Genomic DNA, 19,339 nt, shown 5'->3' on the forward strand with positions numbered 1-19,339 from the left:
CGCGGGGAGGACTCGGTTCAGCGGTCGAGGGCGGCGAAGCGCTCGATGTCGCTGTTCGTCCCGGAGACGATGATGAGGTCGTGGTTGGTCACGATCGTGTTGGCCTCCGCGTAGCGGAACGGCTTGCCCGGGCTCTTCACGCCGACGACGGTGACCTTGTACTTCGAGCGCACACCGGACTCGTTCAGACCGACGCCGCGGATGAACTTCGGCGGGTACATCTTGGCCAGGACGAAGTCGTCGTCGAAGCGGATGAAGTCGAGCATGCGCCCGCTCACGAGGTGGGCCACGCGCTCGCCGGCCTCGCGCTCGGGGTAGATGACGTGGTTGGCGCCCACGCGGGCCAGGATCTTGCCGTGCGACTGGGAGACCGCCTTCGCCCAGATCTGCGGCACCTTGAGGTCGACGAGGTTCGCGGTGATGAGAACGGACGCCTCGATCGAGGAGCCGACGGCGACGACCGCGACCTGGAAGTCCTGGGCGCCGATCTGGCGGAGGGCGTCGATGTTGCGGGCGTCGGCCTGCACGGTGTGCGTGACGCGGTCCGACCACTTCTGCACGAGCTCGAGGTTGTCGTCGATCGCGAGCACCTCGCGGTCGAGGCGGTCGAGCTCACCGGCGCACGCGGCACCGAAGCGGCCGAGACCGATGACGAGGACGGGAGCGTCCCCCCGAAGGACTTCAACCAACGATCGGCCTTTCCACGGGCAGTGAGTAGTACTGCGTGCGCGATGTCGCGGCGACTGCCGCAGCGAGAGTCACTGTACCAACGCGGCCCATGAAGATCGTCGCGGCCATGACGTACGAGGCGGAATCCGGAAGCTCCCCGGTGAGGCCCGTCGAGAGCCCGACCGTGCCGAACGCGGAGATGACGTCGAAGAGCACATGGCTGATGTCGGCCTTGGTGATCTGCGCGATCACGATGGTCGACAGCGCGACGATGGTGGCGCCCCAGGCGACGACGCTGAGGGCGACCCGCTGCACGTCGCTGGGGATGCGGCGGCCGAACGCCTCGACGGACTGGCGGCCCTTCGCCTCGGACCAGACGGCGATCGCGAGGACCGCGAGGGTCGTCACCTTGATGCCGCCCGCCGTCGACGCCGACCCGCCGCCGACGAACATGAGCATGCTGGCGGCGAGCAGCGACGAGCCGTTGAGGTCGTCCATCTCGATGACGTTGAAGCCGCCGGAGCGGGTCATCGCGGAGAGGAAGAACGCCTGGAAGGTCGTGTCCGCGGCGTCCATCGACCCGAAGGTCTTGGGGTTGTCGTACTCGAGGATGAGGAAGGCGGCCGCGCCGAGGATGAAGAGCAGCACCGTGGTGACGATGGTCAGCTTCGAGTGCAGCGACCACCGCTTGACGTGCCAGACGTGCTTCGCGAGCGTGTAGATCACCGGGAAGCCGATGCTCCCGAGGAACACGCCGACCATGAGCAGCGACAGCACGAGGTAGTCGTCGGCGAAGACGGCCACTCCGCCGTCGTTCGGGGCGAAGCCGGTGTTGGTGAACGCCATCGCCGAGAAGTACGGGGCCTCCCAGAGCGCGGCGATCGGGTCGACCCCCGCCATCACCAGCGCCGGATACAGGAGGGCCGCGAGGGCCGCTTCGATGAAGAGGGCGGAGAGGGCGACTGTGGTGAGCAGCTGGCCCACCTCGCCGAGGCGCACGGTCTGGCTCTCGTTGACCACGCCGCCGTGCGCGCGGAGCGGGTTCGTGTCGCCGGCCGCCATGAGCTTGGCCCGCAGCCCGAGGCGCTTCGAGATGAGCATCCCCATGAGGGAGGCGAGGGTCAGCACGCCGAGGGCGCCGATGTTGACGCCGATGAACACGACGACGTGCCCGAACGGCGACCAGTGGTTGGCCATGTCGACGGTCGCGAGGCCCGTCACGCAGATCGTGGAGACGGCGGTGAAGAGCGCGTCGCTGAGCGGTGTCACCGTGCCGGTGGCGGACGCGATCGGCAGCGAGAACAGCACCGTGAACACGAGGATCAGCAGCGCGAAGACGGCGATGGCGAACCGGGACGGCGACGAGGTGATGAGGTGCTTCACCCGGCCGGCGGCTCCGGGAAGACCGGTGCGAGGAGACGACGCCGAAACGATGCCCGACATCGCTGCCCCCTTCTTCCGCGCCGTCCGTTCCACGGCCGCAGCACGGCGCCTCTCGCCGAGCCTTCGTCATGGTACTCCGTGCCGGGGCGCACTACCCTGATCACATGACGGACATCTTCGACGTGATCGCAGACGGTACGAGGCGCGACATCCTCCAGCTCCTGCTCCGACGCACGTCCGAAGGCGAGTCCGGCACGAGCGTGAGCCAGATCGTGGCCGACCTCGGCATCAGTCAGCCCACCGTCTCGAAGCACCTCAAGGTGCTCCGCGACGCCGAGCTCGTCACCGTCCGCGAAGACGGGCAGCGCCGCTTCTACAGCCTGTCCGTCGCGCCGCTGGAGGCCGTCGACGACTGGCTGGTCCCGTTCCTCGTCGATGCGTTCGGCGATGCGGCACCGGACATCGCCTATCCGGGCGCCCCGATCCCCGACGGTGCCGCGCACGCGGCCGAGGTCGTCGGGCGTGCGGCCGCCTCCGCCAAGCACGTGGTCACGAACGCGCTGAAGCGCCTCGGCGCCTGATCCCGCGCCCCGCCCGGACGGGGAACCGCCCCCGAAGGCAGGGGGGATGCCGTCGGGGGCGGTGTGCGGACCCCAGATCCGCGCGGACTCGGCAGGTGCCGGCACGGGTCCCGCACCGACACTGGCAGGGCTGTCTGAGCGATCGGGCAATGCGGGCTATGCGCGGGCTGGACGTCGGTGTGCCGGTTCGAGCAGGGCGGGCGCGCACATCACGGTGTCGGCTGTCTCCGGCAGGATGGGCCCATGACGGACGAGTACCGCGCGCATTTCGACTTCGCGATCACCTTCGCCAACGGCGGCGGGCTGCAGGGGCAGGGGTTCCGACTCGATCTGCCACGGGAGGACGTGACCGCGGACGAGGTCGCAGCCCTGCTCGTCGCCCATCTCGGCCTGGCGCTCGTGGGCGAGGTCGAGCTCCGCGACCTGCGGATCGTCGCCGAGCCGCACCGGGGCAGCCGTGGCGTCGCGGCTCCGGCTCGTGGAGACCGCACCGAACGGGTCGTGGACCTGAGCCACCCGATCGCGGAAGGCATGGTCACCTATCCCGGGCTGCCGGCGCCGACCATCACCCCGCACCTCACCCGCGCGGCGTCGCGCGAGCGCTATGCGCCGGGGACGGAGTTCGCGATGGACGTGATTACGATGATCGGCAACACGGGTACTTACGTCGACGCGCCGTTCCACCGCTATGCGGACGGGGCCGACCTGGCGTCGCTCGACCTCGACACCCTCGTGGACCTGCCCGCCGAGGTCTTCCATCTCCGCGACGCGTGGACGCCCGAACGGCGGGGTATCAGGGCGGCGACGATCGCGGATCGTGAGCTCCGCGACACCGCGGTGCTCCTGGACACCGGCTGGAGCCGGTTGTTCGGCACGCCCGCCTACGGCACCGGCTCGCCCTTCCTCACCGAGGACGCGGCGCGCTTCCTCGTGGACGCCGGGGTGCGCCTCGTCGGCATCGACGCGCTCAACATCGACGACACGGAGAGCGGCGGGGAGCGACCCGCGCACAGCATCCTCCTCGCGGCGGGCGTGCACGTCGTCGAGCACCTCACCGCTCTGGATCGCCTCCCCGCGCGCGGGGCGCGGTTCACCGCGGCCCCTCCCGCGATCCGCGGGTTCGGGACGTTCCCGGTCCGGGCGTTCGCGACCGTGCCGACATCCCACTGATCACAACAGCCACGCGGGTTTACACGCGTCCCAGCGACCCCATAGAGTGTGCTCATCGAGAAAGGGGTACGTGGGATGCCCGAGGTTCCAGACGTCCGATTCCTGACGGTGGCCGAAGTCGCCGAGCTCATGCGCGTGTCCAAGATGACCGTGTACCGGCTCGTGCACGCCGGTGACCTCCCCGCCATCCGATTCGGACGGAGCTACCGCGTGCCGGAGTCCGCCGTCGCGGAGGCTCTGCAGCGGCCCATCGCCGACGCCGGCTGACGAAGGGGCGCGGGGCACCCTCCTGAGTTTGCTAGGATGATCCGAGGCATTTTTCGTGCTCGTACCCGGGTGTCCGATTCCGGCGACACCCAGCCCCTGACTTAGTGAGGTTTCCGTGGGTTCTGTCATCAAGAAGCGCCGCAAGCGCATGGCGAAGAAGAAGCACCGCAAGCTGCTTCGCAAGACTCGCCACCAGCGCCGCAACAAGAAGTAAGCGGCCAGACACCGAGCGCCTGTCTTCGGACGGGCGCTTTGTGTCTCTGCGCGCCGTTCCGCACCGCCGAGAGGATGTCATGAAGTCGATCACCGTCGCCGAACTCGCCGAGCGCTCCGGCACGCCCCTCATCGATGTCCGGGAGGTGCACGAGTTCCAGGCCGGCCACGTCCCCGGCGCCGTGAACATCCCGATGTCCGAGATCGGCAACCGCCTGGACGAGCTCCCGGCCGAGTCGTTCGACGTGATCTGCCAGGCCGGCGGCCGCTCGGCTCGCGTGGTCGAGGCGCTCGAGGCCCGCGGCTACGACGCGACCAACGTCGAGGGCGGCACCGGCGAGTGGATCGCCCAGGGACGCGAGGTGGAGGTCCCGTCGTCGTGACGACGCTGACCCTCATCGGCAAGCCCGACTGCCATCTGTGCGCCGTGGCCTCCGAGGTCGTCGACGCGGTCGTCGCCGAACTGCCGGACGCCGCCGCGGAGCGCATCCAGATCGTCGAGGCGTCGATCCAGGACGACCCCGCCCTGTACGAGCAGTGGTGGGAGAAGATCCCCGTCGTCCTCATCGACGGACGACTGCATGCGCACTGGCGCGTGTCCCCCGACCGTCTGCGCGAGGCGCTGGAGGAAGCCGTCGACGCGGAGGCCCGTGCCGACCAGAAGGAGCTGCGATGACCATCCGCCATGTCGTGACCTGGAAGCTCGCCGCGGAGGACGCGGGGGAGCGGCAGGCCCAGGCGGCCGAGGTCGCCCGTCGGCTCAACGCCCTCGACGGCGTCGTGCCGCAGCTGCGCAGCATCTGGGCCGGTGCGAACGACGTGTACCCGGACGCGAACTGGGACGTGACCCTGGTCGCGGACTTCGACTCCGTCGCCGACCTCGAGCAGTACCAGGTGCACCCTGCGCACGAGGAGGTCGCCGGGTACATCCGCTCGGTCGTCTCCGGCCGTGTGGCGGTCGACGCCGAGCTCTGAGCGTCGAGCGTCGTCCTCGCGGCACCGAAACACAAACGTAATGCGGCGCGAGGGGATGTCATTGGTCACGCGACGAGCCGCATGTTTAGATGAACTCCTACCCGTCCGTGGGCTCACCCGCCCCCCGACTCCCAGGAGCCGACATGTCCCGTCGTAACCTCTTCGCCGGCCTCGCGATCGCGGCCACCGCCACCCTCGCGCTCGCCGGATGCGCCACCGGCTCCTCCGATGCGGGCAGCGGCGGCGAGCCCGCCGCCGGCGACGAGTACGGCCTCGTCGAGGCGGGCACGCTCACCGTCTGCTCCGACATCCCCTACCCGCCGTTCGAGTTCGAGGGCGACGACGGCGAGTACACGGGCTTCGACATCGACCTCCTCGGCGCGATCGCCGAGCAGCTCGACCTCAAGCTCTCCGTGCAGGATGTGGGCTTCGATGCGCTGCAGTCGGGGACGACCCTCGCCGCCGGCACCTGCGACGTCGGCGCCTCGGCCATGACGATCACCGACGAGCGCAAGGCCAACATCGACTTCTCCGACCCGTACTACGACTCGCTGCAGTCGCTGCTCGTGCGCACCGACTCGGGCATCGAGTCCATCGACGACCTCGACGGCAAGAACGTCGGCGTGCAGCAGGGCACCACGGGCGAGGCGTACGCGACCGAGAACGCGAAGGGCGCGCAGCTCGTGCAGTACCCCTCCGACGGCGAGCTGTGGCCGGCCATCCAGGCGGGGCAGATCGACGCGATCCTGCAGGACCAGCCCGTCAACCTCGAGCACGAGAAGGCCGACTCCTCCTACGAGATCGTCGAGACCTACGAGACCGACGAGTCCTACGGCTTCGCCTTCGCGAAGGGCGAGAAGGACGAGCTCCTGGACGCCGTGAACGGTGCGCTCGCGGAGCTGAGGGACAACGGCGAGTACCAGAAGATCTACGACCAGTACTTCACGGCGAACTGAGCCGGGGAACACGGAGGTCGGGAGGACCTTGACAATGGCGTTGAGGCGCACCACCAAGCAGAAGCTCTACCGGTACACCGTCTATGCGGTGCTGATCGCGATCGCCGTCTGGATCGCGTTCAGCACCGACTGGGCCCGGCTCGGGCAGCTCTTCTTCAACCCCGAGGTCGCAGCCAAGATGCTGCCGGGGATCATCACGACCGCGCTCGTCAACACGCTGTGGTTCACGGCGGTGGCGTTCACGGGCGGCCTGCTCCTCGGCGTGATCCTCGCGCTGATGAAGCTGTCCGAGATCGGTCCGTTCCGGTGGATCGCGACCGTCTGGATCGAGCTGTTCCGCGGACTCCCCGCCCTGCTCACGATCTTCGCCATCGGGTTCATCGTGCCGATCGCGCTCGGTGTGCGGGCGCAGGAGCTCGGCGGTCCCGTGGTGCTCGGCCTGATCGGGCTCGTGCTCGTGGCATCGGCCTACATGGCCGAGACCATCCGCGCGGGACTCCAGGCCGTGCCGAAGGGACAGACCGAGGCGGCGCGTTCGCTCGGCATGTCGCCCATGAAGACGACCTTCTGGATCGTGGTCCCGCAGGGCTTCCGGATCATCATCCCGCCGCTGACGAACGAGTTCGTGCTGCTGCTGAAGGACACGTCGCTGCTGTTCGTCGTCGGCACGTTCGTCTGGTCGAAGGAGCTCACCACCTTCGCCCGTGACGCCAGTACGCAGAACGCCAACGGAACGCCGCTCATCATGGCGGCGATCCTCTACCTGATCGTGACGATCCCGCTCACGCGTTTCAGCGCGTGGCTGGAGCGTCGGATGGCGAGGACACGATGAGCACCGACCTGATCGACGTCCAGGCCCCGGCGATCGCGATCCAGGACCTGCACAAGAGCTTCGGCGACAACGAGGTGCTCAAGGGCATCGATCTGACGGTTCTGGCCGGCGAGGTCGTCTGTGTGATCGGCCCGTCCGGTTCCGGGAAGTCGACGCTGCTCCGCTCGGTGAACCTCCTGGAGGAGCCCACGGGCGGCAAGGTGCTCATCGAGGGCATCGACATCACCGATCCCGACATCGACATCGACCGCGTGCGCACCCGTATCGGGATGGTGTTCCAGAGCTTCAACCTCTTCCCGCACCTCAGCGTGCTCGGCAACCTCACGATCGCGCAGCAGCGGGTGAAGAAGCGCTCGAAGGCCGAGGCCGACAAGGTCGCCCGCGCCATGCTCGAGCGCGTCGGTCTCGCGGAGAAGGCCGACGCGTACCCCGGGCACCTCTCGGGTGGGCAGCAGCAGCGCGTGGCCATCGCCCGGGCGCTGTGCATGAACCCCGACATGATGCTGTTCGACGAGCCGACGTCGGCCCTCGACCCGGAGCTCGTCGGCGAGGTGCTGCAGGTCATGCGGTCGCTGGCCGACGAGGGCATGACGATGCTCGTCGTTACGCATGAGATGGGCTTCGCGCGCGAGGTCGGTTCGCGGCTGATCTTCATGGACGGCGGACACATCGTCGAGGAGGGCGACCCCCGCGAGGTGCTCGCCAATCCGCAGCATCAGCGCACGAAGGACTTCCTCTCCCGCGTCCTCTAGTTCTCGCCCCGGTGTCACCGAGACCCCGGGCATTCGCCGAGACCCCCGGCTGCAGACGTCTGCAGCCGGGGGTCTCGACGTGAACCCGGGGTTTCGGTCAGCCGCGGGGACGCGCGACCACCGGGGCGGGGGTCACCGCGATGCGGACGCGGTCGCCGAACGACGGGTGCACGGCGGGATCGTGCTGCACGCGGACGAGCTCGCCCGACTCCGTGCGCACGAGGGTCCGCCGCATGCTGCCGAGGAACGTGCTCTCCTCCACGAGGGCATCGGTGGCGGCATCCTCCGCGGAGGTGAAGCGGACGTTCTCCGGACGGAGGTACACGTCGACGGGGCCGTCGGCGGGGGCCTGCAAGGGGAGACGCTGCCCCCACACGACGACGTGCTCGCCGTCCGCGACGCCGGATACGACGCTGGAGAGGCCGACGAACGCGGCGACCTCGGCGGTCGCGGGAGTCGTGTACAGCTCTTCCGGGGAGCCGATCTGCTCGATGCGACCGGCGTTCATGACCGCGATCCGGTCCGACACCGCGAGGGCCTCCTCCTGGTCGTGCGTGACGAAGACGGTCGTGATGCCCAGCCGCAGCTGAATGCGCCGGATCTCGTCGCGGAGCTGCACGCGCACCTTGGCGTCGAGCGCCGACAGGGGCTCGTCGAGCAGCAGCACCCGGGGTTCCGTGACGAGGGCGCGAGCCAGGGCGACCCGCTGCTGCTGTCCGCCGGAGAGCTGATGCGGGAACCGGTCGGCGAGGTCGGCGAGGCCCACGAGGGCGAGCGCATCGAGGGCACGCCGCGCCGCCTCGGTCGTGCCGACACCCCGACGACGGAGCCCGAAGGCCGTGTTGTCGAGGACGCGGAGGTGCGGGAAGAGCGAGTACGACTGGAACACCATCCCGATGTCGCGCCGGTTCGTCGGCACCCGCGAGACGTCTCCGCCGCCGAGGAGCACCGTCCCCTCCTCGGCGCTCTCGAGTCCCGCGAGCACGCGGAGCAGCGTCGTCTTGCCGCAGCCGGAGGGGCCGAGCAGCGAGACGAACTCCCCGGGGGCGATGTCGAGGTCCACGCCGTGCAGCACCCTCGTGCCGCCGTAGCTCTTGACGATGCCGTGGAGCTCGACCCGCGTGCCGTCGCCGGCCTGGGCGAGCAGCAGGTTGTCCTTGGTGCGCGGGAGCGCGTGATCGAGGGTCATGAGCGGGCCTTTCGCGGACCGCGGGCGACGCGGCCGATGAGCAGGAGCAGGAGGAAGACGAACGACAGGGCGAGCAGCGTGAAGATCGCGGGGGCATACGGGTCCTGCTTCTGCACCACGACCATCGCCGTCTGGAAGACCTGCCGGTTGAGGAGGGACGCGATCGTGAACTCCCCGAGCACCACCGCGATGGAGATCAGCGAGGCGGCGAGCAGGCCCTGGCGGAGGTTCGGCGCGAGCACGCGGAGCACGACCGTCGGCCAGCCCGCCCCGAGCGAGCGCGCGGCCTCGGACAGCGTGCGCAGGTCCGCGGCATCGATCGACGCCTGGATCGAGCGGAAGGCGAAGGGGAGGACGGTGACGCCGTAGGCGAAAGCAAGGGTCCAGGTGCCGGTGCCCACGGTCCGACCGATCTGCAGGTAGATCGGCGCGAGCCCCACGACGAGGACGATCGCGGGGATCGAGATCGGCAGGAGCGCGACGAACTCGAAGGCGGCCTTGAGCCGCGGGAAGCGGAGGTTCACGAGGATCATCGTGGGGGCCAGGAGGAACAGCACGATCGCCACGGTCACCACCGCGAGGATCAGCGAGTTCCCGAGCCCCGTCCAGAGGGGCTTCAGGGCCGCCGACGCCGCGGGGTCGAAGAGGGCGGCCCAGTGCGCGAAGGAGAGCCCGTCCGTGTCGCGCAGCGTGAAGAGGAACGTCGACACGAGGGGCACCGCGAAGAATGCCCCGACGACGATGCCGATCACCGCACGGGTCGCGCGGGACGGGGCGAGGCCGTTCATGCCTGCCACCGCGAAGCCCGTCGCTGGATGAGGGAGTACAGCGCCATCACGACCCCGACCACGATGATCATGCCGAGGGCGAGAGCGCCGGCGAGGTTCTCCCGACCGAGCAGGGTCTCGCTCGTGAGCGCCGTGCGGATCTGCAGCGGGACGATCTGCGAGCCCTGACTCGCGAGCGCCGCGGCCGTGGCGTACGAGGAGAACGCGTTCGCGAAGAGCAGCAGCAGGCTGGCGAGGAACGACGGCGCCAGCACCGGGAGGCCGATCCGCAGCCAGAAGCTCGCCCTGCTGCCCCCGAGGGTGAGGTTCGCCTCGACCCACTGCGGCTTCAGGGCGGCGAGGGCGGGCAGGAAGGTGATGACCATGAGCGGCACCTGGAAGTAGATGTACGGGAGGATGAGGCCGGGAAGCTCGTACAGCCACGTGCCCTCGGCGAAGATGTCGATGCCGAACGTGTCGCGGAGGAAGACCGTGACCACGCCCTGGATGCCGATCGTGGCGATGAAGGCGAAGGCGAGCATGACGCCGCCGAACTGCGCGAGGACCCCGGCGGCCGCGTCCACGGATCGGCGCACGACGCCGTCCGGGTTCATGCCGAGCAGAGCGTAGGAGACGAGGGCGCCCACGACCGCACCGACCGCCGCGGTGAGCAGCGACAGCCCCGCCGAGTTCGCGAAGGTCGTCAGCACCACCGGGTCGCCGAGGGCGGCGACGTTCGTCCAGGTGAAAGCACCGTCGCCGTCGAAGAACCCGGAGCCGATCGCGAGCACGGTCGGCACGGCGAGGAAGAGCAGCACGTAGGCGGCGAACGGTACGAGCCCCAGCCACGCCACGGACGGCGCCGACCGCCGGGCCCGCGTGTGCGACGCGGGTCCGGCGGCGGTGGCGGGGGCGGACGCCGCGGCATCCACCCCCGGTGCGACGATGGTGGTCACTGGACCGCCGCTGCCCACTTCTCGCCGAGCAGCGTGCCGGCGTTCTCGGACTGCTCCTCGGTCGGCACGACCGTCTCCTCCGGGGCCTCGGGGAGAGCGGCCGCGAGCTTCTCGTCGATCGTGCCGGCCTCGGTCATCGCCTCCATGCGCACCGGACGGGCGCCGCCCTTCAGCCACAGGTTCTGCACCTCGTCGCTGTAGAGGAACTCCTGCCACAGACGCGCGGCGGCCGGGTTCGGAGCGTCGACGTTGATGGCCTGGTTGTAGTAGCCCGCGTAGCCGGTGCCGTCGAAGACCACGACCTTCCAGTCCGGGTTGTCGGCCGTGTGCGCCGCGTTCAGGTAGTCCCAGTCGAAGACCACGGGGGTCTCGCCGCTGGCGACGGTCGCGGTCGTGACGTCGACCTTGAGGAGGTTCCCGGCCTTCTGCAGCTCGGAGAAGAAGTCGATGCCCGGCTGGAAGTCGTCGAGCGTGCCGTCCGACTGCACGGTCGCCAGGCCCACGGCGGCGAAGGCCGCGCCGGCCTGCGTCGGGTCGCCGTTGATGGCCACGGCGCCCTTGTAGTCGGCGGAGAGGAGATCGGACAGCTCGGCCGGCGCCTCGAAGGCCGAGGAGTCGTAGCCGATCGACATGTAGCCGCCGTAGTCGCCGACGAAGAGGCCGGTGGGCTCCTTCAGCTCGTCGGGGATGTCGTCCCAGGTCTGGACCTTGTACGGGGCGAAGGCGTCGGTGTTCTGCAGGGCGACGGTCAGGCCGAGGTCGAAGACGTCGGGAGCGGTGTCGAGGCCCTTGTTCGTCTCGGCCGCCTGGATCTCCTCGGCGCTGGAGACGTCGGGCGAGGCCTCGTTGATGGTGATCTCGGGGTACTTCTCCGCGAACAGGTCGAGGATCTCGCCGTAGTTCGCCCAGTCGCGGGGGAGGGCGATGACATTGAGCTGACCCTCCTCCTTCGCGGCCGCCTCCAGGTCGGCGAACGAGCCGAAGTCCTCGACGGAGGTCGCGCTCGCCGCGTCCACGGCGTCGTCACCGGCGGCCGGGGTGTCGGTCGCGGAGGCGCAGGAGGTCAGAGCGATGACGGCCGTGGTGGCCAGGGCGATGCCGGCGCCGATGCGTGCGCGGCGGATGGAGCGTGCCATGAGTGTCCTCTCGGTGTCCGGCGCTGTGAGCCGGTGTCGGGTTGCGAGAGGACACTACGAGTCCGAGGTAGCCACGCGGAGCGGTGCGGGTGAACGGTCGGTGTCGGGCGGGTGGCGCGGGGATGCGCTCCGGATTCAGCGCTGCGGGACGGTGTACTTGAAGCCGCGGTGCGAGCCCACGTAGCCGAGGCGCTCGTAGAACCGGTGCGCGTCGGTGCGGGCGGCGTCGGAGGTGAGCTGCACCATGGCCGCACCGAGGGCGGGCGCCGCGGCGTCGCCGACCCACTGCATGACCGCGGAGCCGATGCCCGAGGAACGGAGGTCGCTGCGCACCCGGACCGCCTCGACGAGCAGCCGCCGGGCGCCGCGGCGCGCCATGCCGGGGATCGAGGTCAGTTGGAGAGTGCCGACCACGGCCCCGTCGAGCTCGATCACGAGGAGGTCGTTGGAAGGGTCGGCCAGGATCTCGCGGAGGCCGCGTTCATACGCCGGCCGGTCCTCGTCGGACGCCACATCTCCGCGGGCGGCGCTGATCGGGTCGTCGGCGAGCAGCGCGATGACGGCGTCGGCGTCGGCCTCGGTCGCCCGCCGGAGCACGGCGTCCCCGCTCCTCGACGCGAACGGATGCGGAAGCGGGAGAGCGGCGAGCATGAGCCCAGTCTGCCAGCGGTGAATGCGGGACGGCGCCCGCGGGTCTGGAATCATGGCGGAGTGGATATCGGCAGCCTCCTCGGACTCGAGCAGCTCACCTGGGGGATGCTGATCCTCATCATCGTGGCGGCGTTCAGCGCCGGGTGGATCGACGCGGTCGTCGGCGGCGGAGGGCTGCTGCAGCTCCCGGCGCTCCTCCTCATCCCCGGCATCGCCCCGGTCCAGGCGCTTGCGACGAACAAGCTCGCCTCCGTGTTCGGGACCGCGACCAGCAGCATCACCTACTACCGCCGGGCCAAGCCCGACCTCCGCACAGCTCTGCCGATGGCGGTGATCGCGTTGATCGGCTCGTTCGGGGGCGCGGCGGTCGCCACGGTGCTGCCCCCGGCCGCCTTCAAGCCCATCATCGTGATCGCCCTGCTGGCGGTGGCCCTGTTCACGGCGCTCCGGCCGCAGCTCGGGGCGGCGACGCAGCTGCGCTTCCACGGGCACAAGCACCACATCATGGCCGGGCTCGCCGGGCTCGGCATCGGGTTCTACGACGGGATGATCGGTCCGGGGACGGGCACCTTCCTCGTGATCACCCTCGTCGCGCTGCTGGGCTACGACTTCCTGCAGGCGAGCGCGAAGGCCAAGATCGTCAACCTCGCGACGAACGCGGGGGCGCTGCTCCTCTTCATTCCGCACGGCTCGGTGCTGTGGCTGCTCGGGGGCATCCTCGCGGTCGCGAACGTCGGCGGCAGCTACCTGGGCTCGCGGATGGCCATCTCCCGCGGCACGACGTTCATCCGCGTGGTGTTCCTCGTGGTCGTGGTGGCTCTCATCGCGAAGCTCGGCGTCGACGTGTGGAACGAGAACCTCGCCCCCCTCTTCGCCTGATTCCCCCTTCTTTCTTCGCCGAGACCCCGGGTACGCGACGAGACCCCGGGCTGCCGGCGGCAGCGACCCGGGGTCTCGGCGGTAAGTCGAGGTCTCGGCGGGTCAGGCCTCGTCCTCGGGAGTGAAGTCCACACCGGCCTCGGCGCGCTGCTCGGGGGTGATCGGCGCGGGAGCGGAGGTGAGGGGATCGAAGCCGTTCCCGGACTTCGGGAAGGCGATGACGTCGCGGATCGACTCGGTCTTCGTCAGGTGCTGGAGCACGCGGTCCATGCCGAGTGCGATGCCGCCGTGCGGGGGAGCGCCGAACTTGAACGCGTCGAGGAGGAAGCCGAACTGCTCCTGCGCCACCTCGTCGCTGATGCCCATGACCTCGAAGACCCGCTTCTGGATGTCCTCGCGGTGGATGCGGATGGACCCGCCGCCGAGCTCCGAGCCGTTGCACACGATGTCGTACGCGTAGGCGAGGGCCGAACCGGGGTCGGTGTCGAACGTGTCCTCGAACTCGGGCTTCGGACCCGTGAACGCGTGGTGCACGGCCGTCCAGGCACCCGCGCCGACCGCGACGTCACCGGAGGCGACCGCGTCGGCGGCCGGCTCGAACATGGGGGCGTCGACGACCCAGGTGAAGGCGAACTCGTCCGGGTTCAGGTAGCCGAGGCGACGGCCGATCTCGACCCGCGCGGCGCCGAGCAGCGCCCGGCTCTCCTTGGTGGCACCGGCGGCGAAGAACACGCAGTCGCCCGGCTCGGCGCCGACGAACTCCGCCAGGCCCGCCTGCTCGGCTTCGGACAGGTTCTTCGCGGCGGGGCCGCCCAGGGTGCCGTCCTCGTTGAACAGCACGTAGGCGAGACCGCGCGCGCCGCGCTGCTTGGCCCAGTCCTGCCACGCGTCGAGCTGCTTGCGCGGCTGGCTCGCGCCGCCGGGCATGCGCACCGCGCCGACGTACTCGGCCTGGAACACGCGGAACGGGGTGTCCTTGAAGTACTCCGTCGCCTCGACGAGCTCGAGTCCGAAGCGGAGGTCGGGCTTGTCGGAGCCGTACTTCGCCATGGCGTCGGCGTACGTCATCCGCGGCAGCGGGATCTGCACCTCGACGCCGATCGTCTTCCACATCGCCACGATGAGCGACTCCATGAGGGCGATCACGTCCTCCTGGTCGACGAAGCTCATCTCGATGTCGAGCTGCGTGAACTCGGGCTGACGGTCGGCGCGGAAGTCCTCGTCGCGGTAGCAGCGGGCGATCTGGAAGTACTTCTCCACACCGCCGACCATGAGCAGCTGCTTGAAGAGCTGCGGCGACTGGGGCAGGGCGTACCAGCTGCCCGGGTGCAGACGGGCCGGGACGACGAAGTCGCGGGCGCCCTCCGGCGTGGAACGGGTGAGGGTCGGGGTCTCGACCTCGGTGAAGTCCTCGGCGTGCAGCACGTCGCGGATCGCCTTGTAGACGTCGGACCGCAGGCGCAGCGCGGAGGCGGCGGCCGGGCGGCGGAGGTCGAGGTAACGATACTTCAGGCGCGCCTCCTCGCCGACGGTCTCGGTGTCGGCCAGAGCGGTCGAGACCTGGAACGGCAGCGGGGCCGACTCGTTCAGCACCTCGACGTCGGCTGCGATGACCTCGATCTCGCCGGAGGGGAGGTTCGGGTTCGCGTTGCCCTCGGGGCGTCGCGACACCTCGCCGGTGACCTTGAGGACGAACTCGTTGCGCAGCGGGTGGGCGATCTCCTCGTCGCGGATGACGACCTGGGCGATGCCCGACGCGTCCCGCAGATCGATGAAAGCGACGCCTCCGTGGTCACGACGACGATCGACCCACCCGGTGAGGGTGACGGTCTGACCGATGTTCTCGGCGCGCAGGGAGCCTGCGGAGTGGGTGCGCAGCACGGAGGATTCCTCCTGATCCGGGGAAAGATGAACCCGCCCAGTCTACGCGGGCGTCCCGGCCCTTCCCGGCCGGGTCGCCAGCGCGGAGCAGCGGCACCTCAGTAGGATCGCCACGACGAAAGGCGGACCCCCATGAACCTCTCCATCTCGGACGGCAACGGCCTTCCCGACCTGTTCGGCGCGATCTTCTCCGGCACGACCGGACTCATCGCCCTCATCTTCTACATCCTCGTCGTGGTCGGACTGTGGAAGGTCTTCACGAAGGCGGGGTACCCCGGGATCCTCGCGATCATCCCGATCGTGAACGTCGTGTTCCTTGTGAAGATCGCCGGGATGTCGGGCTGGTTCGCCCTGCTCTACCTCGTGCCGATCGCGAACTTCATCCTCGGGGTCATCGTCGCGTTCAAGCTCGGCGCGCGCTTCGGCAAGGGCGGGGTGTTCTCCTTCTTCCTGCTGTTCCTGTTCCCCTACATCGGCTATCTGATCCTCGGGTTCGGCGACTCCCGCTACCGCGAGGTCTGACGTGGCGGCATCGCTTCTGCACCTCGTTCGCCACGGTGAGGTGCACAACCCGTCCCGCGTGCTCTACGGACGGCTGCCCGACTATCACCTCAGCACCGCGGGGGAGGAGATGGCGCAGGCGGCGGCGGAGCACGTGGCGGGGCTCGGCGATCCGGTGACCGCCCTGTTCGCGTCACCGCTGGAGCGTGCGCAGGAGTCGGCGGCCCCGTTCGCGGAGGTGTTCGACCTCGAACCCGAGACGGACATCCGTCTGATCGAGCCGACGAACGTGTTCGAGGGCACCCGGATGCGGCGGTCGCTCATGAACCCGATGAACTGGTGGCACCTGCGTCAGCCGTCGCTGCCGAGCTGGGGGGAGCCGTACGCCTCGATCGCGGAGCGCATGCTCGGGGTGATGGACGAGGCGTGGACGGCCGCGGCCGAGATCCCGACCGCGGGGGACATCGTGATGGTGTCGCATCAGGCGCCGATCTGGATCACGCACCTCCGCGTCGCCGGCCTCCCGCTGCAGCACGACCCGCGGACCCGCCGCTGCGCCCTGTCGAGTGTGACCTCGTTCGCGCGCGTCGGCGACGTCTGGCGCGAGGTCTCGTACGCCGAGCCCGCCGCGACCGGCGGTGCTGTCGACGTCGGGGCCGTCTGACCCCCGTTCGAATCGCCTGAATGGCCCCATCCGGCCCGGAAATGGGACCAATCGGGCGATTCGAAGTCAGAGGGACTGGAGCACCCCCACCGCGGCGAGCTGTCCCGCGGCGGCGGCGAGGAGGACCGAGGCCATCGGGCCGGGGAGGGTCGCACGATGGGCGAGGTCGCCCGCCGCGAAGACCCCCGGAAGCGACGTCCTCCCGAACTCGTCGATCTCGATGGACCCCGACTCCAGGAGCCGCAGCCCGAGCTCCGCGGCGAAGGGCGCCCGGTGCCGCATCGTGCCGGAGGCCACGAACACCCCCGCGACGTCGAGGTCGCCCTCGGCGCTGCGCACCCGCACTCCGTCTCCGTGCGCGGCGACAGCCTCGACCGGAGCGGAGGCCACCCGCACCCCGAACTCCTCCAGCGCGACACGGTCCTCCGCGGCGAACAGCTCGCCCACCGGGACCACCGTGATCTCGCCGACGAGACGGCCGAGCAACCCGATCAGATGGGCCGCTCGGGGAGCCGCCCCGAGGATCGCGATCGGCTTCCCGGCGTGCTCGTGTCCGTCGCAGAACGGGCAGCTGAAGCCCCGGATGCCCCAGAGCTCGGCGAGACCCGGCACCGGCGGGAGGTCGTCCGCGACGCCGGTCGCCAGGATCACCCGTCGGGCGTCGGCCACCGACCCGTCGGCGAGGCTCACCGAGAAGCCCGTCTCCGCGTCGCCCGAGATCCGCTGCGCCGCGACGTCCCGCGTCTCGACGTCCGCATAGGCCGCGAGCTCCGTGCGGGCCTGGGCGCGGAGGTCCGCCGGGGCCTTCCCGTCGGCGCCGATCATGTTGTGCATGTGCTGCACGGTGCCGTTGCGGTACTCGCCCGAGTCCAGCAGGAGCACGGGCCGGTGCATCCGTCCGAGGGTCAGCGCCGCCTGGAGTCCGGCCGGACCGGCACCGATCACGATCGCGTCGTACATGGGGGTTCCCTTCTCGCGTCTTGCGTTCGGCACCAGTCTGTGACTTCATGTCAACATGAAGTCAAGTGACGCGCACCCGTGGTCCGTCGGCGAGGTCGCCGCGCGGTTCGAGATGCCGACGAACGTGCTGCGGCACTGGGAGACCGTTGGACTGCTCCGGCCGCCCCGCGACCCGGCGGGCCGGCGTCGGTACGGCGAGGACGAGGTCGTGCGCATCGCCGTCATCCAGCGCAGCAAGGCTGCCGGGATGAGCCTCGACCAGATCGCCGTGCTCCTCGACGACGGCAGCGCCGGGCGGCATCAGGTGCTGCAGCAGCATCTCGACGACCTCGACCGGCGGATGGAGGAGATGCGGCGATCGCGGGAGATGACAGAGCACGCCATGGGGTGCCGGGCGCACGACATCGCGACCTGTCCGCGGTTCCGCGCCGGGGTGGACGACGTGCTCGCGCGCTTCTGACTCCCCCGGGGGTACCCGGCCGATGCATAGGAAGCTCTGCGTAAACTCGGAGACGTGTCCCGCGCTTCCAGGATTCACCCGATCCGCAACGGCCGCCCCTCCCGTCTTCGGCCCCTCGGCCGCCTGGGCGGAGCCGCGCTCGCTGCGGTGCTCGCCGTCGGTCTGAGTGCCTGCGCTCCCGACGCCGTGAGCGAATCGTTCCTGAACGGCGAGAACACCGGCTACGTCGCCGCCGACGGCGCGATCGTCGAGATCCCCGTCGCCGAGCGCGGGGAGCCGGTCGAGTTCGCCGGGGTCACGGAGCATGGCGAGGACTTCGACAGCGCTGACATCGCCGGGAAGGTCGCGGTCGTCAACTTCTGGTACGCCGGCTGCGCCCCGTGCCGCGTCGAGGCGTCCGACCTGGAGGCGGTCTGGCAGGAACACAGCGACGCGGACGTGCAGTTCATCGGCATCAACACGCGGGACCAGGCCGACACGGCGGTCGCGTTCGCCGATGAGTTCGGGATCACGTACCCGAGCCTCATCGACGTGGACACCGCCCAGGCCAAGCTCGCCTTCGCCAAGGTCGTGCCGATCTCGGCCACCCCCACCACGCTCGTGCTCGACAAGCAGGGCCGCGTCGCCGCGAAGATCATCGGTCCGATCGACGGCACCTCCGTGCTCTCCACGCTCGTCAAGGACGCGCTGGCGGAGGACTCCTGATGTCCGCGAGGTCGTCGTGAACCCCGACGCGATCATCGGATCCGGAGCCCTCTGGATCGCGGTCCCGGTGGCGATGCTCGCCGGACTCGTCTCGTTCCTCTCGCCGTGCGTGCTCCCACTCGTTCCGGGTTACCTCGGCTTCCTCGGGGGAGCCGTCACGCCGCGGAACACCTCGACGACCGGCGACGGCGCCACCCAGACGGCGACGCGCAGCCGCCTGGTCCTCGGCGTGCTGCTGTTCATCCTCGGCTTCACCGTGGTCTTCATCCTCTACACGGTGCTCGGCGGCACCGCCGGCGTGTTCCTGCTCCAGTGGGGCGACCTCATCACCCGCATCCTCGGCGTCGTCATCATCGCGATGGGCCTGGTCTTCCTCGGGCTCTTCGGGTTCGCGCAGAAGGAGCTCCGCTTCCACGTCGACTCGAAGGCCGGGATGGTCGGGGCCCCGCTCCTCGGCGTCGCGCTCGGCATCGGCTGGGCGCCCTGCATGGGCCCCACGCTGGCCGCCATCCTCGCGCTCTCCTTCAACGCGGGCGACCCCGTGCGCGCGGGCCTCCTCGGCCTCGCGTACTCCCTGGGCCTCGGCATCCCGTTCCTGCTCGTCGCCCTCGGCTTCGGCTGGGCGACCAAGGCCATCGGGTTCCTGCGCCGCCACATCCGGGTCGTGAACATCCTCGGCGGCGTGCTGCTGATCCTCCTCGGTGTCCTGATGGTCACCGGCCTGTGGACCGACATCATGTCCCGATTGACGGCGGTGATCGGCAGTGTCATCCTCCCGCTCTGACCGCTCCG

25 protein-coding genes are annotated in these 19,339 nt (G+C 69.8%); 16 read left to right on the top strand and 9 right to left on the bottom strand.

What is annotated here, in order from left to right; genetic code table 11:
• Nucleotides 1-17: 17 nt before the first annotated feature.
• Entirely contained in the window at nt 18-689 is a 672-nt protein-coding gene (locus tag AB0300_RS15220; RefSeq protein ID WP_025104470.1) for a TrkA family potassium uptake protein, read from the bottom strand.
• Entirely contained in the window at nt 682-2,112 is a 1,431-nt protein-coding gene (locus tag AB0300_RS15225; protein ID WP_366216335.1) for a potassium transporter TrkG, read from the bottom strand. Before AB0300_RS15225 ends, AB0300_RS15220 begins: the two co-directional genes overlap by 8 nt.
• A 104-nt stretch (nt 2,113-2,216) precedes the next feature.
• Between AB0300_RS15225 and AB0300_RS15230 the strand changes: the two genes are divergently transcribed.
• The 10 genes from AB0300_RS15230 to AB0300_RS15275 all read left to right on the top strand — a co-directional run bounded on the left by AB0300_RS15230 (nt 2,217) and on the right by AB0300_RS15275 (nt 7,798).
• The gene (locus AB0300_RS15230; RefSeq protein ID WP_025104468.1) at nt 2,217-2,633 is read left to right on the top strand and encodes a metalloregulator ArsR/SmtB family transcription factor; all 417 of its coding nucleotides are present in this window, start codon (nt 2,217-2,219) and stop codon (nt 2,631-2,633) included.
• 243 nt (nt 2,634-2,876) lie between these two features.
• On the top strand, nt 2,877-3,803 hold the full coding sequence (locus AB0300_RS15235) for a cyclase family protein (protein ID WP_025104464.1): 927 nt from the start codon (nt 2,877-2,879) through the stop codon (nt 3,801-3,803).
• 75 nt (nt 3,804-3,878) lie between these two features.
• Nucleotides 3,879-4,070: a helix-turn-helix domain-containing protein gene (locus AB0300_RS15240; protein ID WP_025104463.1), complete on the top strand. Its 192-nt coding sequence runs from the start codon at nt 3,879-3,881 to the stop codon at nt 4,068-4,070.
• Nucleotides 4,071-4,185: 115 nt separating this feature from the next.
• Nucleotides 4,186-4,284 (top strand): AURKAIP1/COX24 domain-containing protein, encoded by a 99-nt coding sequence (locus tag AB0300_RS15245; protein WP_003792170.1) that lies wholly within the window; start codon nt 4,186-4,188, stop codon nt 4,282-4,284.
• A gap of 79 nt (nt 4,285-4,363) precedes the next feature.
• On the top strand, nt 4,364-4,666 hold the full coding sequence (locus AB0300_RS15250) for a rhodanese-like domain-containing protein (RefSeq protein WP_025104462.1): 303 nt from the start codon (nt 4,364-4,366) through the stop codon (nt 4,664-4,666).
• Complete coding sequence (locus AB0300_RS15255; RefSeq protein WP_025104461.1) at nt 4,663-4,959, top strand: glutaredoxin family protein; 297 nt, start codon at nt 4,663-4,665, stop codon at nt 4,957-4,959. The genes AB0300_RS15250 and AB0300_RS15255 overlap by 4 nt, the downstream gene beginning before the upstream one ends.
• Nucleotides 4,956-5,258, top strand: coding sequence for a Dabb family protein (locus AB0300_RS15260; RefSeq protein ID WP_025104460.1), 303 nt, complete (start codon nt 4,956-4,958; stop codon nt 5,256-5,258). Before AB0300_RS15255 ends, AB0300_RS15260 begins: the two co-directional genes overlap by 4 nt.
• Nucleotides 5,259-5,401: 143 nt before the next feature.
• Nucleotides 5,402-6,214, top strand: a complete 813-nt coding sequence (locus tag AB0300_RS15265; RefSeq protein ID WP_025104459.1) for a basic amino acid ABC transporter substrate-binding protein — start codon at nt 5,402-5,404, stop codon at nt 6,212-6,214.
• Nucleotides 6,215-6,248: 34 nt separating this feature from the next.
• Entirely contained in the window at nt 6,249-7,046 is a 798-nt protein-coding gene (locus AB0300_RS15270; RefSeq protein ID WP_025104458.1) for an amino acid ABC transporter permease, read from the top strand.
• Nucleotides 7,043-7,798, top strand: coding sequence for an amino acid ABC transporter ATP-binding protein (locus tag AB0300_RS15275; protein ID WP_025104457.1), 756 nt, complete (start codon nt 7,043-7,045; stop codon nt 7,796-7,798). Before AB0300_RS15270 ends, AB0300_RS15275 begins: the two co-directional genes overlap by 4 nt.
• A gap of 97 nt (nt 7,799-7,895) precedes the next feature.
• Here the strand turns inward: AB0300_RS15275 and AB0300_RS15280 are convergent, their stop codons facing one another.
• The 5 genes from AB0300_RS15280 to AB0300_RS15300 form a co-directional block, all read right to left on the bottom strand.
• On the bottom strand, nt 7,896-8,987 hold the full coding sequence (locus AB0300_RS15280) for an ABC transporter ATP-binding protein (RefSeq protein ID WP_366216336.1): 1,092 nt from the start codon (nt 8,985-8,987) through the stop codon (nt 7,896-7,898).
• Nucleotides 8,984-9,775 carry an ABC transporter permease subunit gene (locus tag AB0300_RS15285; RefSeq protein WP_025104455.1) on the bottom strand — a complete coding sequence of 264 codons (792 nt, stop codon included), beginning with the start codon at nt 9,773-9,775 and terminating at the stop codon, nt 8,984-8,986. The genes AB0300_RS15280 and AB0300_RS15285 overlap by 4 nt, the downstream gene beginning before the upstream one ends.
• A complete protein-coding gene (locus AB0300_RS15290; protein WP_238695646.1) occupies nt 9,772-10,608 on the bottom strand; it encodes an ABC transporter permease subunit in 837 nt (278 codons plus the stop codon). The genes AB0300_RS15285 and AB0300_RS15290 overlap by 4 nt, the downstream gene beginning before the upstream one ends.
• A 98-nt stretch (nt 10,609-10,706) precedes the next feature.
• Nucleotides 10,707-11,846, bottom strand: a complete 1,140-nt coding sequence (locus tag AB0300_RS15295) for an ABC transporter substrate-binding protein (protein ID WP_366216337.1) — start codon at nt 11,844-11,846, stop codon at nt 10,707-10,709.
• 135 nt (nt 11,847-11,981) lie between these two features.
• Nucleotides 11,982-12,497, bottom strand: coding sequence for a GNAT family N-acetyltransferase (locus AB0300_RS15300; protein ID WP_366216338.1), 516 nt, complete (start codon nt 12,495-12,497; stop codon nt 11,982-11,984).
• 105 nt (nt 12,498-12,602) lie between these two features.
• Here AB0300_RS15300 and AB0300_RS15305 point away from each other — a divergent pair, with 105 nt between their 5' ends.
• A complete protein-coding gene (locus AB0300_RS15305) occupies nt 12,603-13,376 on the top strand; it encodes a TSUP family transporter (RefSeq protein ID WP_060921721.1) in 774 nt (257 codons plus the stop codon).
• 102 nt (nt 13,377-13,478) lie between these two features.
• Here AB0300_RS15305 and aspS read toward each other — a convergent pair whose 3' ends face one another.
• Complete coding sequence (gene aspS / locus AB0300_RS15310; RefSeq protein WP_366216339.1) at nt 13,479-15,257, bottom strand: aspartate--tRNA ligase; 1,779 nt, start codon at nt 15,255-15,257, stop codon at nt 13,479-13,481.
• Nucleotides 15,258-15,389: 132 nt separating this feature from the next.
• On the opposite strand from aspS, the gene AB0300_RS15315 reads away from it, so the two are divergent.
• Nucleotides 15,390-15,779, top strand: a complete 390-nt coding sequence (locus AB0300_RS15315) for a DUF5684 domain-containing protein (protein ID WP_126894018.1) — start codon at nt 15,390-15,392, stop codon at nt 15,777-15,779.
• A 1-nt stretch (nt 15,780) separates the two neighbouring features.
• Complete coding sequence (locus tag AB0300_RS15320; RefSeq protein WP_025104448.1) at nt 15,781-16,422, top strand: histidine phosphatase family protein; 642 nt, start codon at nt 15,781-15,783, stop codon at nt 16,420-16,422.
• A 66-nt stretch (nt 16,423-16,488) separates the two neighbouring features.
• Here the strand turns inward: AB0300_RS15320 and AB0300_RS15325 are convergent, their stop codons facing one another.
• On the bottom strand, nt 16,489-17,382 hold the full coding sequence (locus AB0300_RS15325) for an NAD(P)/FAD-dependent oxidoreductase (RefSeq protein WP_126894020.1): 894 nt from the start codon (nt 17,380-17,382) through the stop codon (nt 16,489-16,491).
• Nucleotides 17,383-17,437: 55 nt separating this feature from the next.
• Here AB0300_RS15325 and AB0300_RS15330 point away from each other — a divergent pair, with 55 nt between their 5' ends.
• The 3 genes from AB0300_RS15330 to AB0300_RS15340 are packed head-to-tail and all read left to right on the top strand — an operon-like array spanning nt 17,438 to nt 19,331.
• Nucleotides 17,438-17,842: a MerR family transcriptional regulator gene (locus AB0300_RS15330; RefSeq protein ID WP_025104446.1), complete on the top strand. Its 405-nt coding sequence runs from the start codon at nt 17,438-17,440 to the stop codon at nt 17,840-17,842.
• Nucleotides 17,843-17,896: 54 nt separating this feature from the next.
• Nucleotides 17,897-18,547: a TlpA disulfide reductase family protein gene (locus tag AB0300_RS15335; protein WP_126894021.1), complete on the top strand. Its 651-nt coding sequence runs from the start codon at nt 17,897-17,899 to the stop codon at nt 18,545-18,547.
• 16 nt (nt 18,548-18,563) lie between these two features.
• The gene (locus tag AB0300_RS15340) at nt 18,564-19,331 is read left to right on the top strand and encodes a cytochrome c biogenesis protein CcdA (protein ID WP_126894022.1); all 768 of its coding nucleotides are present in this window, start codon (nt 18,564-18,566) and stop codon (nt 19,329-19,331) included.
• Nucleotides 19,332-19,339 lie beyond the last annotated feature (8 nt).

The sequence above is a fragment of the Microbacterium sp. NPDC078814 genome, assembly GCF_040702645.1.
Lineage (GTDB): Bacteria > Actinomycetota > Actinomycetes > Actinomycetales > Microbacteriaceae > Microbacterium.